The sequence below is a fragment of the Pseudomonas sp. LBUM1668 genome (assembly GCF_059695715.1).
Genome location: NZ_CP166787.1, coordinates 3,518,377 through 3,534,840 on the forward strand (window position 1 = coordinate 3,518,377; position 16,464 = coordinate 3,534,840).

General features: G+C 59.5%; 15 protein-coding genes. 8 read left to right on the forward strand and 7 right to left on the reverse strand.

The features are described from left to right. The first annotated feature begins 31 nt into the window (after positions 1-31). Positions 32-1,678 (forward strand): GMC family oxidoreductase, encoded by a 1,647-nt coding sequence (locus ACA061_RS15775; protein WP_497299584.1) that lies wholly within the window; start codon positions 32-34, stop codon positions 1,676-1,678. Positions 1,679-1,853: 175 nt separating this feature from the next. After that, complete coding sequence (locus tag ACA061_RS15780) at positions 1,854-3,476, forward strand: MFS transporter (protein WP_150615314.1); 1,623 nt, start codon at positions 1,854-1,856, stop codon at positions 3,474-3,476. A 186-nt stretch (positions 3,477-3,662) separates the two neighbouring features. Here the strand turns inward: ACA061_RS15780 and ACA061_RS15785 are convergent, their stop codons facing one another. Beyond that, entirely contained in the window at positions 3,663-4,031 is a 369-nt protein-coding gene (locus ACA061_RS15785; protein WP_150615313.1) for a DUF427 domain-containing protein, read from the reverse strand. 226 nt (positions 4,032-4,257) lie between these two features. Between ACA061_RS15785 and ACA061_RS15790 the strand changes: the two genes are divergently transcribed. The 3 genes from ACA061_RS15790 to ACA061_RS15800 all read left to right on the forward strand — a co-directional run bounded on the left by ACA061_RS15790 (position 4,258) and on the right by ACA061_RS15800 (position 7,711). Continuing rightward, complete coding sequence (locus ACA061_RS15790; RefSeq protein ID WP_497299585.1) at positions 4,258-6,189, forward strand: DNA topoisomerase III; 1,932 nt, start codon at positions 4,258-4,260, stop codon at positions 6,187-6,189. Between the two features lie 178 nt (positions 6,190-6,367). Further along, positions 6,368-6,871, forward strand: coding sequence for a GNAT family N-acetyltransferase (locus tag ACA061_RS15795; RefSeq protein ID WP_497299586.1), 504 nt, complete (start codon positions 6,368-6,370; stop codon positions 6,869-6,871). 510 nt (positions 6,872-7,381) lie between these two features. After that, positions 7,382-7,711, forward strand: coding sequence for a hypothetical protein (locus ACA061_RS15800; RefSeq protein WP_042559618.1), 330 nt, complete (start codon positions 7,382-7,384; stop codon positions 7,709-7,711). Between the two features lie 160 nt (positions 7,712-7,871). On the opposite strand, the gene cynR is transcribed toward ACA061_RS15800, so the two are convergent. Next, a complete protein-coding gene (gene cynR, locus ACA061_RS15805) occupies positions 7,872-8,756 on the reverse strand; it encodes a transcriptional regulator CynR (RefSeq protein WP_497299587.1) in 885 nt (294 codons plus the stop codon). 120 nt (positions 8,757-8,876) lie between these two features. Between cynR and cynS the strand changes: the two genes are divergently transcribed. After that, complete coding sequence (gene cynS / locus ACA061_RS15810) at positions 8,877-9,344, forward strand: cyanase (protein ID WP_497299588.1); 468 nt, start codon at positions 8,877-8,879, stop codon at positions 9,342-9,344. 60 nt (positions 9,345-9,404) lie between these two features. Continuing rightward, positions 9,405-10,058 (forward strand): carbonic anhydrase, encoded by a 654-nt coding sequence (locus ACA061_RS15815; RefSeq protein ID WP_497299589.1) that lies wholly within the window; start codon positions 9,405-9,407, stop codon positions 10,056-10,058. 100 nt (positions 10,059-10,158) lie between these two features. Here ACA061_RS15815 and ACA061_RS15820 read toward each other — a convergent pair whose 3' ends face one another. Both ACA061_RS15820 and glsB read right to left on the reverse strand, forming a co-directional pair. Next, entirely contained in the window at positions 10,159-11,661 is a 1,503-nt protein-coding gene (locus ACA061_RS15820; protein ID WP_497299590.1) for an aldehyde dehydrogenase family protein, read from the reverse strand. A 201-nt stretch (positions 11,662-11,862) separates the two neighbouring features. Then, entirely contained in the window at positions 11,863-12,771 is a 909-nt protein-coding gene (gene glsB, locus ACA061_RS15825; RefSeq protein WP_150592233.1) for a glutaminase B, read from the reverse strand. 139 nt (positions 12,772-12,910) lie between these two features. On the opposite strand from glsB, the gene ACA061_RS15830 reads away from it, so the two are divergent. Further along, positions 12,911-13,399 (forward strand): GFA family protein, encoded by a 489-nt coding sequence (locus tag ACA061_RS15830; RefSeq protein ID WP_497299591.1) that lies wholly within the window; start codon positions 12,911-12,913, stop codon positions 13,397-13,399. Between the two features lie 152 nt (positions 13,400-13,551). On the opposite strand, the gene ACA061_RS15835 is transcribed toward ACA061_RS15830, so the two are convergent. The 3 genes from ACA061_RS15835 to ACA061_RS15845 all read right to left on the reverse strand — a co-directional run bounded on the left by ACA061_RS15835 (position 13,552) and on the right by ACA061_RS15845 (position 16,437). Beyond that, positions 13,552-14,838: an ATP-binding protein gene (locus tag ACA061_RS15835; RefSeq protein WP_150615305.1), complete on the reverse strand. Its 1,287-nt coding sequence runs from the start codon at positions 14,836-14,838 to the stop codon at positions 13,552-13,554. Next, positions 14,839-15,546 (reverse strand): response regulator, encoded by a 708-nt coding sequence (locus tag ACA061_RS15840; protein ID WP_210553199.1) that lies wholly within the window; start codon positions 15,544-15,546, stop codon positions 14,839-14,841. It abuts the gene before it with no gap. Between the two features lie 282 nt (positions 15,547-15,828). Beyond that, the gene (locus ACA061_RS15845; RefSeq protein WP_150602857.1) at positions 15,829-16,437 is read right to left on the reverse strand and encodes a MiaE family protein; all 609 of its coding nucleotides are present in this window, start codon (positions 16,435-16,437) and stop codon (positions 15,829-15,831) included. Positions 16,438-16,464 lie beyond the last annotated feature (27 nt).

Consider the following 16,464-nt stretch of genomic DNA (forward strand, 5'->3'; position numbering starts at 1 on the left):
CGACAATAAAAACAAAAAGCGAGGTCAGGGAATGCAGACTTCCCTCGATGAATACGATTACATCGTGGTCGGCGCAGGCCCCGCCGGGTGTTTGCTGGCCAATCGGCTGTCGGCTGATCCACATCAGCGCGTGTTGCTGCTCGAAGCTGGCGGACGCGACAACTATGCGTGGATTCATATCCCCGTCGGTTACCTGTTTTGCATTGGCAACCCGCGCACCGATTGGTGCTTCAAGACTGAAGTGCAACCCGGTCTGCAAGGTCGCAGCCTGAGCTATCCGCGCGGCAAAGTGCTTGGCGGCTGTTCTTCCATCAACGGCATGATCTACATGCGCGGCCAGGCCAACGACTACGACGGCTGGGCGGCGGAAGGCAATCCGGGCTGGGCCTGGAACGACGTGCTGCCGCTATTCAAAAAGAGCGAAAACCACTTTGCTGGCAACGCTGAATTTCATGGCGCCAAGGGTGAATGGCGGGTCGAACAACAGCGTTTGTCGTGGCCGATTCTGGATGCCTTTCGCAGCGCCGCTGAACAAAGTGGGATTGCCTCTGTTGAGGACTTCAATCAGGGCGACAACGAGGGTTGCGGTTACTTTCAGGTCAATCAGAAGGCCGGCGTGCGCTGGAACGCGGCCAAAGCCTTTCTCAAACCGATACGTGACCGGGCGAATCTGACGGTGCTGACCGGGGTTGAGGTCGATCGTGTTTTGCTCAAGGACGGTCGCGCCTCTTCTGTCAGTGCGCGTCATGAAGGCCTGGGCAAACAGTTCAAGGCGCGCAAAGAGATCGTGTTGTGCGCCGGTTCGGTCGGCTCGCCGAGCATTCTGCAGCGCTCCGGGATTGGCCCGCGACCGCTGCTGGAACGCCTCGGCATTGGCGTGATTCATGAGTTGCCGGGGGTTGGCGGCAATTTGCAGGATCACCTGCAACTGCGCCTGATCTACAAACTGGAAAACGCCCGCACCCTCAACCAGATCGCCGGCAGTGTGTGGGGCAAGATGGGCATGGGTCTGCGTTATCTGTACGACCGCAGCGGGCCGTTGTCGATGGCGCCGAGTCAGTTGGGCGCGTTTGCCCGCTCGGGGCCGGAGCAGACGTCGGCAAACCTTGAATACCACGTACAACCGCTGTCGCTGGAGCGTTTTGGCGAGCCGTTGCACAGCTTCCCGGCCTTCACCGCGTCGGTGTGCGATTTGCGTCCGCAGAGTCGTGGCCGCATCGAAATTCGCTCGGCGGATCCGCAAGAGGCGCCGCTGATTCAACCCAATTATCTGAGCCACCCCGAAGACCTGCGCGTGGCCGCCGACGCCATCCGCCTGACCCGACGTATCGTCAGCGCCCCTGCCCTGCAAGCGTTCAAACCAGTCGAGTATTTGCCGGGCGACAGCCTGCAAAGCGAGGAGCAACTGCACGAAGCGGCGGCGCGGATCGGCACGACGATTTTCCATCCGGTCGGCACCTGCCGCATGGGCAATGACGGCGATGCGGTGGTCGATGCGCAGTTGCGCGTACACGGCGTGCCCGGTTTGCGCGTTGCCGACGCCTCGATCATGCCGAGGATCATCTCGGGCAACACCTGCTCGCCTACGCTGATGATTGCCGAGAAGGCCGCGCAACTGATCCTCAACCCGGAAAAAAGGAGCCAAACCCAAAAACCCGAACTCACCGAAACCCTGTAGGAGTTCACCGCTGGCTGCGATCCTGTGACCTTGCTTTTGATTGTAAAAAACAAAATCAAAAGATCGCAGCCTTCGGCAGCTCCTACAGGGAACCGCGTTAATTCAAGGCATCGCGCAGCACCCGGACACGCAACACCAGTGGAACAACAAAAACAATCACTGTGAGGGAACCGATATGTCAGAACACGCTCAGCCGCTGGACGCCGCGTACAACGCGGACACCAGCCCGGATACACGCAAAGTCATCTTCGCTTCATCACTGGGGACGGTGTTCGAGTGGTATGACTTCTTCCTCTACGGCGCCCTCGCGGCAGTGATCAGCAAGCAGTTTTTCGCCGGAGTCAACGACACCACGGCGTTCATCTTTGCGCTGATGGCGTTTGCCGCCGGATTCATCGTGCGGCCGTTCGGAGCACTGGTGTTCGGTCGGTTGGGGGACATGATCGGGCGCAAATACACCTTCCTCGCGACGATCATTCTGATGGGTGTGGCAACATTTTGCGTCGGTTTGCTGCCGACCTACGCCAGCATCGGCATCGCCGCGCCGATCATTCTGGTGGTGCTGCGCATGCTTCAGGGCCTGGCGCTCGGTGGCGAGTACGGCGGCGCCGCAACCTACGTCGCAGAGCACGCGCCGATGGGTAAACGCGGGTTCCACACCAGCTGGATTCAATCCACCGCGACCCTCGGCCTGCTGCTGTCGCTGCTGGTGGTGCTCGGTTGCCGCTACTTTACGGGCGACCAGTTTGAAGTGTGGGGCTGGCGAATTCCGTTCCTGCTGTCGATTGTGCTGCTGGGCATTTCCACCTGGATTCGCCTGAGCCTGCACGAGTCGCCGGCCTATCTGAAGATGAAAGAGGAAGGCAAAACCTCGAAAGCGCCGATCCGCGAATCCTTCGGCAAATGGGAAAACCTCAAAGTCGTGCTGATCGCCCTGTTCAGCATCAACGCCGGGCAAGCCGTGACCTTCTACGCGGCACAGTTCTACGTGCTGTTCTTCCTCACCCAGTTTCTGAAAATGGATCCGGCGCTGGCCAACACCTTGCTGATTATCAGCGTGGTGATCGGCGCGCCGTTCTTCATTTTCTTCGGCTGGCTGTCGGACAAGGTCGGGCGCAAACCGGTGCTGATGCTCGGCCTGCTGCTGGCGACGGTGCTGTACTTCCCGATTTTCAAATCCCTCGCGCATTACGCCAACCCGGCGATCGATCAGGCCAGCCGTCAGGCGCCAATCACGGTGCTGGCCGACCCTGCAACCTGCACCTTCCAGTTCGATCCGGTGGGCAAGGCGAAATTTGACAGCCCGTGCGACAAGGTCAAAACCTTCCTGGTCAAACAAGGCCTGCCCTACTCAAGCGCCGCCGCACCGGCCGGCAGCGCCGTACAGGTCAGTGTTGGCGACGTGAAACTCGACGGCTTCGATGAATCGGCCTTACGCGGCGCAATCACCCTCGCCGGCTATCCGCAACAGGCCGATGCGCAGCAGACCAACAAACCGATGATCGTCGCCCTGATCGTGGCGCTGATCATCATCTCCGCCATGTGCTACGGCCCGCTCGCGGCGCTGATGGTCGAACTGTTCCCGACCCGCATCCGCTACACCTCGATGTCGCTGCCGTACCACATTGGCAACGGCTGGTTCGGCGGATTTCTGCCGACGGTGTCGTTTGCGCTGGTGGTGTACACCGGGGATATTTTTTACGGGCTGTGGTACCCGGTGTTGATCACCGGGGTGAGCCTGGTGGTGGGGATGATCTTTCTGCGCGAGACGAAGAATATCGATCTGGACAAGAACTGAAAGTTGCCTCTCGCCACAGACCCTGTGGTGAGGACCCCTGTGGCGAGGGGATTTATCCCCGATGGGTCGCGGAGCGGCCCCCTTAAAAAAGGGCCTGCTGCGCAGTCCATCGGGGATAAATCCCCTCACCACACAATCACCTCACCACAGAATTCACCACCCCACTTGAACCTCCTCAGCGAGAGGTCAGGCATCTGCCTTGATCACCTCAAACTTCACCTGATCCGGATAAAACGCCACATAGTTTTTGATCTGATCGACCGATATTTTCGGTTTCTCGTAAGTCCACACCGCATTCGCCCCCTCATGCCCCGGCACCTGCAGGCTGAAGTAATTGGCGTCGCCCTTGTACGGGCAGTAACTGGTGTGGTCGGTGCGGGCGAAATACTTTTCGTCGATGTCTTCGCGAGGGACGTAGTAAACCGGCGGGTAGTTGGCCTCGTTGAGGATCATCGCGTGGGAGGATGCGGCAACCTGGATGCCATGGAATTTCACCAGCAGGCAACCTGTAAGTTGTTCGAGGGTGATGACGGGGCTGGGGCCGGAGGTTTTCATGGGGCTCTCCTGATACGGCGAACAGACCGGTTCAGGTATAGCGCATGTGTCAGGTTCAGGTGGACTTCACGGCCGAACGGCAATCTTGAACGCTAACCGCGTCGCCGCGATGCCAGTCACTTCCCGCAACCCTTTTTATCTGTATATCCATACAGATAAAAGTTGCCCATGGGCGTAAGTGCGGCCATTCTGTGCACCTCTTCGGACATTGATCGACGTGGTGGCTATGCGGCTGTACCTCTGTGAAAAACCTTCCCAGGCCAAAGACATTGCGGCCGTACTCGGTGCCAGGCGCCGGGGCGACGGCTGCTGGCTGGGAACAGACGTCACGGTGACCTGGTGCATCGGCCATTTGCTGGAAACCGCTCCGCCGGACGCCTACGACGCACGCTACAAGCGCTGGGTACTGGCAGATCTGCCGATCATTCCGGACAAATGGAAAATGACCGTCAAGCCGCGCACCGCCAGTCAGTACAAAGCAGTCAAACGCCTGCTCGGCGAGGCCAGCGAACTGATCATCGCCACCGACGCCGACCGTGAGGGCGAGATGATTGCCCGGGAACTGGTCGAGCATTGCCGCTATCGCGGGCCGATCCGCCGCTTGTGGCTGTCGGCACTGGACGAGGCGTCGATCCGCAAGGCCTTGGCCGCGCTGAAGCCAGGTGCAGAGACTTTCAGCCTCTATCACTCGGCACTGGGTCGCTCCCGGGCCGATTGGTTGATCGGCATGAACATGAGCCGCCTCTTCACCCTGCTCGGCCGACAGTCGGGTTATCAAGGTGTGTTGCCGGTCGGTCGAGTACAAACGCCGACGTTGCGCCTGGTGGTGGATCGCGATCGCAGCATCGCCGACTTCGTACCGGTGCCGTTTTGGGCGATCGATGTGCATCTGCTGCACAACGGCACGCCGTTTACCGCGCAATGGCGTGCGCCGCCGGACGTCTGTGATGATCAGGATCGTTGTTTGAATCAGGCACTCGCGCAACAAGCCGCCGCCGCGATCGGCAGCGCCGCCACTGCCCGGGTCGTCAAGCTGCGCACCGAGCGCATGCGTGAAGTGGCGCCCCTGCCCTTCGACCTCGGTACGTTGCAGGAAGTCTGCTCAAAGAAACTCGGCCTCGGTGCGCAGGAAACCCTCGACATCGCCCAGGCACTCTACGAAACCTACAAAGTCGTCACCTATCCGCGCAGCGATTGCGGTTTTCTGCCGCTGAGCCAGCACGGTGAGGCACCGGGGATTCTCGCGGCACTGCGTCAGGCCGACCCGAGCCTCGAAGCGCTGCAAGGCTTTCTCGAGCCGCAACGTCGCTCCCGGGCGTGGAACGACAGCAAGGTCACCGCGCACCACGGCATCATCCCCACCGCTGCGGCAAAGAACCTAGAACGCCTGACGGGCAAGCACCGCGCGGTCTACACACTGATCCGCGCGCGGTATCTGGCGCAATTTCTACCCAACCATGAATACGACCGCACTCAGGCTGATTTCGATTGCGCCGGTGAAGCGTTGCGTGCGGTTGGTAAACAGATCATCGAACCGGGCTGGAAGCGCGCATTGCCCGAGGCACTGGCACCGAGCAAGGGTCGTGAAGCGCCGGCACCGCAAACCTTGCCGACGCTGAGCCAAGGTATCGACTGCGCCGTCGCTGATGTGAAACTCAAGGATTTGTGGACGCAGCCACCCAAGCCCTACACCGAAGGCGATCTGATCAAGGCGATGAAGAACGTTGCCAAACTGGTGGAAGATCCGCTGCTCAAACAGAAGCTCAAGGACACCACCGGCATCGGCACCGAAGCCACCCGTGCGTCGATCATTCAGGGTTTGCTTGATCGCGGTTATCTGGTGAAAAACGGCAAGGCACTCGCGGCAACACCGGCGGCGTTCAGCCTGATCGACGCCGTACCCCGAGCGATTGCCGACCCCGGCACCACGGCGATCTGGGAACAGGCGCTGGACATGGTGCAGAGCGGTGAGATGAGCCTGGAAGAATTCGTCACCAAGCAAGCGGCGTGGATGAGCAAGCAGGTGACTCGCTGCTCGGCTCTGAGCCTGACCATCAGCGGCCCACCGCCTACCGGCAAAGCGGCTACACCGTGGAAGAAAAAACGCAAATCGACGCGCAGCAAGGCTACCGGCACAACCAAACGCACGGCCAAATAACAACGTTTCTTATGGTGAGGGGATCCTGTGGCGAGGGGATTTATCCCCGATGGGCTGCGCAGCGGCCCCTCTCTTGATTCAAATAAAGTCCTGCAGCGCAGGCCGTCGGGGATAAATCCCCTCGCCACAAAGTCAGAGTCCACAATATTGGAGTCATCACAGTGGGAGATTCGCCAAAATGCCCAACATCGAACTCCACCCCGCCCAGCGTGACGAACTGCAAATCATCGAAAACCTGATGCAGTTCTACGCGTACGACTTCAGCGAATGGCTGCCGCTGAAGCTCGCCGGGCATGGCTTCTTCGCCCTTCAGCCAAAAGACGCTTACTGGCGCCACCCGGACACCCGACCCTTTCTGATCCGCGTCGACGGCGAACTCGCCGGCTTCGTCACGGTGGATAACGAAACCCACATCGCCGGCGCCGAATTCAATATCGGCTACTTCTTCATAACCCGACGCATGCGTGGCCAAGGCGTCGCGCAGTTTGTCGTCTCTGCCCTCTTGAGCCAAATCCCCGGTCGGTGGCAGATTTTCCATATCGACGCCAACCTGCCCGCACAGCGCTTCTGGGCCAGGCTAATGCCGGAATTGGCCGGAGCCGAACTCACTTTGAGCCACCGCGATGTAGACGGCTATCCGTGCACGTTCTATACCCTGCGCAGCCCCGTTTCCGTTGCCTGAACGGATCCGTTCTCATTCCAAAACAGCTTTGTCCGACAATATGTAGTGCTCAAAAATAATCACTACAAAACCGTTGACGGCGTCGTTTTGCTTTTGCATGATGAAGACGTTCCCCGATCGGGAACACGGGTAACACGCTTGAGCAAACTCGTCTGACCGCCGAGTTGTTTTTTCCGGATACACGCTGCCCACAAGGCAGATTGAAGAAGCTGACCTGGCCTGAACGTCCAGTACAAGGACGAGAAGCGCTGGCGAAAATTCTCAAGACGCTTGTGCGTCGACCCTGAAAACGTCGACAAAGGCCTCCCGGTTTTCGCTGCTTCTCCTCGTTGTGACGCTATTGCGTAGCAGTTATTCAACACGACTACATGCAACAGATGCACGACCCCGTACTTCAAACGGGCGAGCGCTGACGTCCTGGTTTCGGTGCCAGGGATCAACTAACCGATGGGCTACCTGTATTAGCGAATCAACTTAGAAAGATCACCAAACTGGTCAAGGGGCAAAATCATGAATCTGAACAATCAACCTACTATCGAAGAACTGGCTCGTATGTTCGCTGCGCAAAAAGACAGCCTCGACAGCCATATTCTGTGGATCAGCAAGTCGGGCCAAGTGCATATCGACTGCCTGGCGCCCCACGCTGGCGAAGAAGAGTTCGACCGCAACAATCAGAACCTGCTGGCCCGCCTGAAGATGTACCGCCGCGGCCAAGGTTATGTCGGCAAAAAAGCCGCGGCCGACAAGGACTTCATCGGTAATGTTCTGCAGACGCTGAAACAGGCGTGGGACTCGATGCAGAACAAGAATGAAGTTCGGGTGATTGATCGGTTCTGCTAAGCCACAACTTCAACATTAAAAAAGGGCCTGCTTCCCAATGGAAGCAGGCCCTTTTTTACTATCCCCTGTAGGAGCTGCCGAAGGCTCGGGCCGCGATCGGACGATCTTTTGACTTTGGTTTTTAAAAACAAGATCAAAAGATCGCAGCCTTCGGCAGCTCCTACAGGTGAGGATGTGTTTTGAGGACAAGGTTGGTGAACGCCTCCGCCGCCGCACTGTGATAATTATTCTTGCGCCGCAACAACGCCGCCCCGCGCTGCGGCGCTTCGCTTTCAACCTGCAGCCTGCGCAAAGCGCGATCCTCAGTCGCAATCGCCTCCGGCAACATCGTCGCAATCGGCGAATGCCGCACCACCTCCAGCAGCGTACTGACCGAATTCACTTCAATACGCACCTTGGGCGTGATGCCGTGCTGACGGAAATACTCATCCACCGATAAGCGCGTGATGAAGTCCGGCGCCAGCAAGGCAAAATTCAGCTGTGCGATGTCATCCGGTGTCAGCCTTAACGTGCTGTCGTACAACGGGTGCTCGCGCCCGACCATGATTCCCAAAGCTTCGGTGAACGCCGGAATGCACTCGATATCCGCATTGCGCACCGGGGTGAAGGCAATGGCGATATCCAGCGAGTCATCCGCCAGCCCCGCCTCAATGTCATCCATCGACAACTCGAAAATCTCCAGATGAATCCCCGGAAATCGCGCCGTGTAGTCGCGCACCAGCGGCCCGACCAGATACGCCATGAACGTCGGCGTCATGGCCAGGCGCAAGGTGCCACGCGACAGATCCTTCACGTCATGCAGCGCCCGCTTGCCCGCCTCCAGCTCCACCAGCACCCGCCGCGCGCATTCGATATAGGCCTCACCGGCGTCCGTTGGCTTGACCGACCGGGAGGTGCGATCAAACAGGTTCACCCCGAGGGTTTCCTCAAGTTGGCGAATCTGTTGTGACAGCGTCGGCTGTGACACATGCAGCGCTTCAGCAGCGCGGGTGAAGCCGCCGTGATCGGCAACGGCGAGCAGATAACGCAAATGTCGCAACAGCATCGGGCACACCATCTATAGGCAGGGCTTATGCGAAGCATTGTATATGGGTCTTGGACGCTATGGGTCAATCGGCAGAAGATCAGTCCCACACAGCAAGCCAACCCTGAAAGGAGTGACACCATGCAACAGTCCCACGCCTACAACGACACCAGCCTGGCCCTGACCACCCGCATTCTCGACGCCAAGGCAGGCAAAAATCTGTCGTGGCAGGATCTCACCGACGGCACCGGCCTGAGCCTGGCGTTCGTCACCGCCGCCCTGCTCGGCCAGCATCCGCTGCCGGAAAGCGCTGCCCAAGTGGTCGGCGACAAACTTGAGCTGGATGCAGCTGATGTATCGGCGATGCAGATCATCCCGTTGCGCGGCAGCCTCAGCGGTGTGCCGACCGATCCGACCATCTACCGTTTCCACGAGATGATCCAGATCTACGGCACCACCCTCAAAGCCCTGGTTCATGAGCAATTCGGCGACGGCATCATCAGCGCGATCAACTTCAAACTGGACATCAAAAAAGTCGAAGACCCGGAAGGCGGTTCCCGCGCCGTGGTTACCCTCGACGGCAAATTCCTGCCCCTGCGTCCGTTCTGATGCGTCCCGGCCCGCACCTCGCGTGCGGGCTCACCGATCTCCATTGAAGAGGACATGCACATGAAAGCCCTGATCGACGGTTTCCTGAAGTTTCAGAACGAAGCCTTCCCGCAACGCACCGAACTGTTCAAACAACTGGCGACCACTCAGCAGCCCGGCACCTTGTTCATCACCTGTTCCGACAGCCGGGTCGTGCCGGAACTGCTGACCCAGCAAGAACCCGGCGAGCTGTTTGTGATTCGCAATGCCGGTAATATCGTGCCGTCCTACAGTCCGCATCCGGGTGGAGTTTCGGCGACGGTGGAATACGCCGTGGCGGTGCTCGGCGTGACCGACATTGTGATCTGCGGCCATTCGGACTGCGGTGCGATGACGGCGATTGCCCAGTGCAAATGCATGGATCACCTGCCCGCCGTCAGCGGTTGGTTGCAGCATGCCGAGTCAGCGAAAGTGGTGAATGAGGCGCGGCCGCATGCCAGTGACGCGGCGAAATTGAGTTCGATGGTGCGCGAAAACGTGATCGCGCAACTGGCGAATATCCAGACCCATCCGAGCGTGCGCCTGGCGCAGGAGAAAGGCCTGCTGAATTTGCATGGCTGGGTGTACGACATCGAGACTGGCTCGATTGATGCGTTGTCCTCGGACCGCCGCACCTTTGTACCGCTGGCCGAGCAACCGGCAGTTTGCGCAGTTCAAGCAAAAGCCGCTGCCTGATCACCCTGTAGGAGCTGCCGAAGGCTGCGATCTTTTGATCTTGCTTCTAAAAAACCAAAATCAAAAGATCGCAGCTTGCGGCAGCTCCTACACAAGGTACTCAGCGTTTTACGGTGAGGTTTGTTTGAGTCATGCGACTGCGGACAGTAAATACGCCATCCCCCGAAAGAATCGCACTGCGCGCAAACAAGCGCCCGCTCTCCCAGTTCGAAAGCCCCAGCTCCGGCTTGTTCAGGGCGTACTGGCCATCGACCCAACGGGTGATGCCGTTGCCCACGAACGGCGCGTTGACTGCGTTGTAAAAACGCTCCTGAACCTGCGCACTTTCGCTGATCAGCGACACGGTGAATTGCGGGCTATAACGGTTGAAGAGCGCAATCGCCTGATCCAGATCGTCAACGATCATCAGGCTGACTTCCGGCGTTTCCTCCCATTCCCACTCGCGGCCCAACGCGGATTCCGCCAGTGGTTCGGCCAGCGCTTCAGTCTGATAACCCTCGGCGCGATAAACCTGCACCGTCGCGCTCTGCCATTCGGTCGGCAGGCAATTTTCACTGCCTTCGACGATGTGCAACTTGCAGCCCTGCCCGCGTGCGGTGCCGGCCTGTTGCAACGCATCAAGGAACAGCGGCACCAGTTCAGCAGCACGTTCGCGCTGAATCAGGCAGACATTCAGGGTGTTGCAGACCTTGCGATCCAGTGAGTTGCGCACTACTGCCGCGAAGCGCTGAGCGTCGGCGTCTCGATCGGCAATCAACCACGCGCCACCGGTGCCATGCAGGCTGACCGCAGTCCCCGCCTGCTGCGCAATGCTGCCCAACTGACTGACCGCACGCCCCGATCCGCGAGCCACCGCCAGCGACAGGCGCCGATCGGCAAACATCGCCCAACCGGCCGCGTGATTGACGCTCTCCACCAACGACACAGCGCCCGCCGGAAGACCCGCCGCTGCCAGCGCCGGGTTCAACGCGTGAGTGACAATGGCTTGCGCCGTGCCCAACGCATCACTGCCAATGCGCAGCACCGCAGTATTGCCGGTGCGCAGAACCCCGGCGGCATCGGCAAATACATTAGGGCGACCTTCGAAGACAAACGCGACAATGCCCAGCGGCGAAACCACTTGCTCGACCTTCCAGCCGTCGTGCTCGACGCTGCTGATGACTTTGCCGCGCGTCGGTGGCGCATCACGCCAGGCCCGCAGACCGGCAATCATGTCGCGGCGCATGCGCTCATCGGCGAGCAGCCGTGTAGTGGAACGTCCGCGAGCCTTGGCGCGCTCGATATCGGTGAGGTTGGCGGCTTCGATCTGCGCCCAGCAATCGGCGGTTTCCAGACGTTGCGCGAACAGATCGAAGAATTGGCTGATCGCCTCGTCCGACACCGCCGACAATGCGCCAAACGCCGCAGCCGCGCGCTCGATCGCAACAGACGCCGCTTGTTGATCCACCACCGGAATCAGCAATAACTCGCCAGTCACCTGCTCCACCAAAAGGTGGTCACCGGGCTGAAAACGCGCAGCCAGTTCGGGGCTGACCACAGTGACGCGGTTACCAGCGAAAGGGATCGGCGTGCCAGCGACTAGACGTTCGAGCGCAAGAGACATGAAGCGGATTCACCATGCAGAGGGCGGCCGGAAAATGTATAGGATTCTTCGCTGAAATACACCTTCCGCAAACATGACTAACCCTGTGGGAGCTGGCTTGCCAGCGATGAGGCCGGCACATTCAAAATTGATGTCGCCTGATCCGCCGCCATCGCTGGCAAGCCAGCTCCCACAGGTTTTTTCAGCGTTCGTGCTATAGGGTTAAAACACAGACCAGCCAATCCGCGAACTGAGCATCTCCAGCGCCGCCATGCCCGCCAGCGAATTGCCCGCGGCATTCAGCTCGGGCGACCATACGCACACCGTGAATTGCCCCGGCACTACCGCGACGATCCCGCCGCCGACGCCGCTCTTGCCCGGCAGACCGACGCGATAGGCAAAGTTACCCGCCTCGTCGTACAGACCGCTGGTGGCCATGATCGAGTTGACCTGCTGAGTCTGGCGCCGAGTCAGAATCTGTTCGCCGCTGTGTTTGCAATAACCGTCATTGGCCAGGAAGCAGAACGCCCGGGCCAGATCGATGCAGTTCATGCGCAGGGCGCAGTGGCTGAAGTAGCTGCGCAGCACCGCTTCGACGTCGTTGTGGAAGTTGCCGAAGGACTGCATCAGGTAAGCCATCGCCGCATTGCGCGCGCGGTGCTGATATTCGGAGTCGGCGACTTTGCCGTCGATCATGATTTGCGGGTTGCCCGACAGGCGCCGGACGAAGTCACGCATCGACAGGGTCGGTGCGGCGAAACGCGACTGGTTGATGTCGCAGATCACCAGCGCGCCAGCGTTGATGAACGGGTTGCGTGGGCGCCCGCGCTCGAATTCCAGCTGCACCAGCGAGTTGAACGGCTGACCGGACGGCTCATGGCCAAGGCGTTCCCAGATCGCTTCGCCGGAATGATCGATGGCCTGCACCAGGCTGAACACCTTGGAAATACTCTGCACCGAAAACGCCGTTTCGGCGTCGCCAGCGCAGTACATCTCGCCATCATTGCCGTAGACGGCGATGCCCAATTGATTGGCCGGCACGGTGCCGAGGGCGGGAATATAGTCAGCCACCTTGCCCTGCCCGATCAGTGGCCGGACAGCGTCAAGGATCTCGTTCAACAGCGCTTGCATGCCGGGTTCCGAAGTCTCGCCCCATGGGATTGCGGGGACACAGGGGCTAGACGCTGCGGGCGCGCGTCGAATCACACCGGCAGGCACCCGGCACAATGATCTAGGCTCAAGCGCTCAACCCTGCTATCGGAGAGCACCCATGCACCTCGAAGGCTCCTGCCATTGCGGCGAGGTTTCGTTCAGCCTCACCAGTGCCCACCCCTACCCTTATCAACGCTGCTATTGCTCGATCTGCCGCAAGACCCAGGGCGGTGGCGGCTATGCGATCAACCTCGGCGGCGACGCCACGAGCCTCAAGGTTCGGGGTCGCAAACACATCAGCATCTACCACGCACGAATGAAAGACGAAGGCGAAAAACGTGCTCACCGCAGCAGCGCCGAACGGCATTTCTGTTCGCTGTGCGGCACTGGATTGTGGCTGTTCAGCCCGGAATGGCCGGAGCTGATCCACCCGTTCGCTTCGGCCATCGACACACCGTTGCCGGTGCCGCCGGAGCACACTCACCTGATGCTGGGCTCGAAAGCGCCGTGGGTCGAGGTCGATGCCAGGCCCAAGGATCAACAATTCGAGCTTTACCCTGAAGAATCCATCGCCCAATGGCATGAACGCCTCGGGCTGACGCGATAAATCACGGAACCTTGGCGAGCATCTGCAAACGCAATCCAAGTGTAGGAGCTGCGGCACGCTGCGATCTTTGATCCTGGTATTAAAGGCCAGATCAAAAGATCGCAGCGTGCCGCAGCTCCTACAGTTTTTTGTGTCTGCCCCGGCCAGCATCGTTAATCCAGATGCGCCCAGGTCATCCGAAACGACGCTCCGCCCCATGGCGAATCGCCGACTTCAACCTGACCGCCATGGGACTGCGACACCCGCCGCACCAGCGCAAGTCCCAATCCAAAACCACCGGTACGCCGATCGCGACTGGCATCCAGCCGCGAGAACGGTTCGAAAATCTTCTCCCGGCCATGCACAGGCACGCCTGGCCCGTCGTCGTTGACCCGCACTTCGTAATAGTCCCCGGTGCGCACCAGCGTCACTTCCACGCGCTGCTCGGCATAGCGAATGGCATTGCGCAGCAGGTTGATCACCGCCCGCGCCATGAAGCGCGGTTCGATGCGCACCGTGTCGAGCCGGCACTCACCAATCAACAACTGCACCCCCGCCGCTTCCGCCTCCAGCGCCACGCTGCCGACGACGCTGTCGAGCCAATTGGCCGCTTGAATGTTCTCGCGCTTGATGACCGTCGCACCCCTTTCAAGGCTGGCGTAGGTGAGCAGTTCCGAAACCATTTCCTCCAGCTCGCCAAGGTCGGCGTACATGTCGGCAATCAGTTCGCGGTTCTGACTGGCGTCCGGCAACTGCTTAAGCTGGTCGAGCTCAAACGACAGCCGCGCAATCGGCGTGCGCAGCTCATGGGAGACGGCGTTGGTCAGTTCGCGCTGATTGGCGATCAAGCCTTCGATGCGCGCCGCCATCAAGTTGAAGTGCTCGGCCAGGTCGCGGATGTTCGAGCGTTTGGACAACTGAATGCGCGCCGACAGATCGTTGTCGCCAAAGCGCTCTGCCGCCAGACGCAGCTTCTCCAGGTCACGCCAGTGCGGGCGCACCCAGAAAAACAGGACGATACCGATCAACACCGCCAGCATCCCGTAAGCGGCGGCGATGTAGAACGGCATCAGGCTCGGTTCCGGCGGCAGCTTGATGCTGAGCACCTGCGAACCGCCGTCTATGTTGCTGATGAACTGGGTGTAGTTGTCGCGGATCACCAGCACATCCTGCGCCAATTGGGCTTTTTCCTCTGGCGTCAGGGCCAGTTGATCGGCTTCGACCAGTTTCAGTGTAAGACCGTAATGCGGCCGTAAGCTCTCCAGTCGCTGCTCACGATCGGCGCCCTGCCGCCCGCGCAAATGATCTACCAACGACCACGCCTGACCGCGCACCGCCTCGCGGTTGTAGGCCTGCATCTGGTTGTCGAGCAACGCGTTGAAGGTGTGTTCGACCGTCTGCAACGCCAGCACCAGACCGACCGTCATCACCAGAAACAGCCCGAGGAATAACCGCAGCATCTACAACTCCCACGCAAACGGATTGAACAGATATCCCTTGCCCCACACGGTCTTGATGCACACCGGTTCGCGGGGATTGTCCTTGAGCTTGTTGCGCAACTTGCTGATGTACACGTCGACGCTGCGATTGAGCCCATCGAAGGCAATGCCGCGCATGCGATTGAGGATGTCATCGCGCGACAGCGTATTGCCGGCGGCACTGGCCAGCAGCCACAGCAGCTCGAACTCCATGGTAGTCATTTCGATGATCTCGCCCCCCAGGCGCACTTCGCGGCAACTGCGATCAATGCTCAACTGACCGAATTCAAGGAAATGCACCACGCCGCTGTCCGGCACCTGCCGGCGCTGCAAGGCGCGCAATCGAGCCAGCAACACCGGCGGTTTGATCGGCTTGATCACGTAGTCATCAGCACCGGACTCCAGGCCCAGAATATGATCGAGGTCGTCTTCTTTGGCCGTCAGAATGACAATCGGCGTGTCCGACACACTGCGGATTTCCCGGCACACGTGCAGACCGCTCTGCCCCGGCAGCATCAGGTCGAGCACCACGACTTTGGGCCTGAACGCCAGAAAAGCCGCCACGGCGAGATCACCGCGATGCACCGTGCGCACCTCGTAGCCATGTTGTTCGAGGAAATGTGCGATCAGTGTGGCGAGGCGCTCATCGTCTTCCACCAACAGGACTTTGCCAAAACCCAGGTTATCCATAACGACCATCTGCCAACCATCTGTGAAGTGGCCGGCATTATGGCGGCAATCAGGGGCGAGACGTTTATCCCAGGCAGCAAAAACCGGCCGCGGGGGCCGGTTTTCGGTGATGTTTCATACTCTTAAGAGTTTTTAACAATCATGAAACAACATCGCCGCCTGCATTTGAAATGCAACCCCCTGTAGGAGCTGCCGAAGGCTGCGATCTTTTGATTTTGATTTTAGAAGCAAGATCAAAAGATCGCAGCCTTCGGCAGCTCCTACATAGGCGGTTTCACAAGGTTATACAGCGGCAGGCACGCCACTGTGGAAGCGGAATTCCGTATCCGGCGATTCGATCAACTCCTGCTCGGCGGCGCGGACTCTCTCGATCACCTGCGCAACATCCTTCGCCTCACCATATTGATAAGCCAGTTTCAGATAACCCTGAAAATGCCGTGCCTCGCTTTTCAACAAACCAAAGTAGAACTTGCCGAGTTCTTCGTCCAAATGCGGCACCAGTGCTTCGAAACGCTCGCAACTGCGCGCTTCGATAAACGCGCCGACCACCAGCGTATCCACCAGTTTCACCGGCTCGTGGCTGCGCACCACTTTGCGCAGGCTCGAGGCGTAGCGACCGGCGTGGAGCTGGCGCAATTCGATCTTGCGGCGTTTCATCAGGCGCATGACTTGTTCGTGATGCACCAGCTCTTCCCGGGCCAGACGCGACATCATGTTGATGAGGTCGACGTGGGAATGGTACTTGGCTATCAGGCTCAGCGCGGTGCTGGCAGCCTTGAACTCGCAGTTCTTGTGGTCAATCAGCAGGGTTTCCTGATCGGCCAGTGCAGCCTGGACCCAGGCGTCAGGTGTGCGGCAGCCAAGGAATTCGTGGATTTCGGGAAGGATCATGGGGCTCACGGCAAAAGGTGTTCGAGC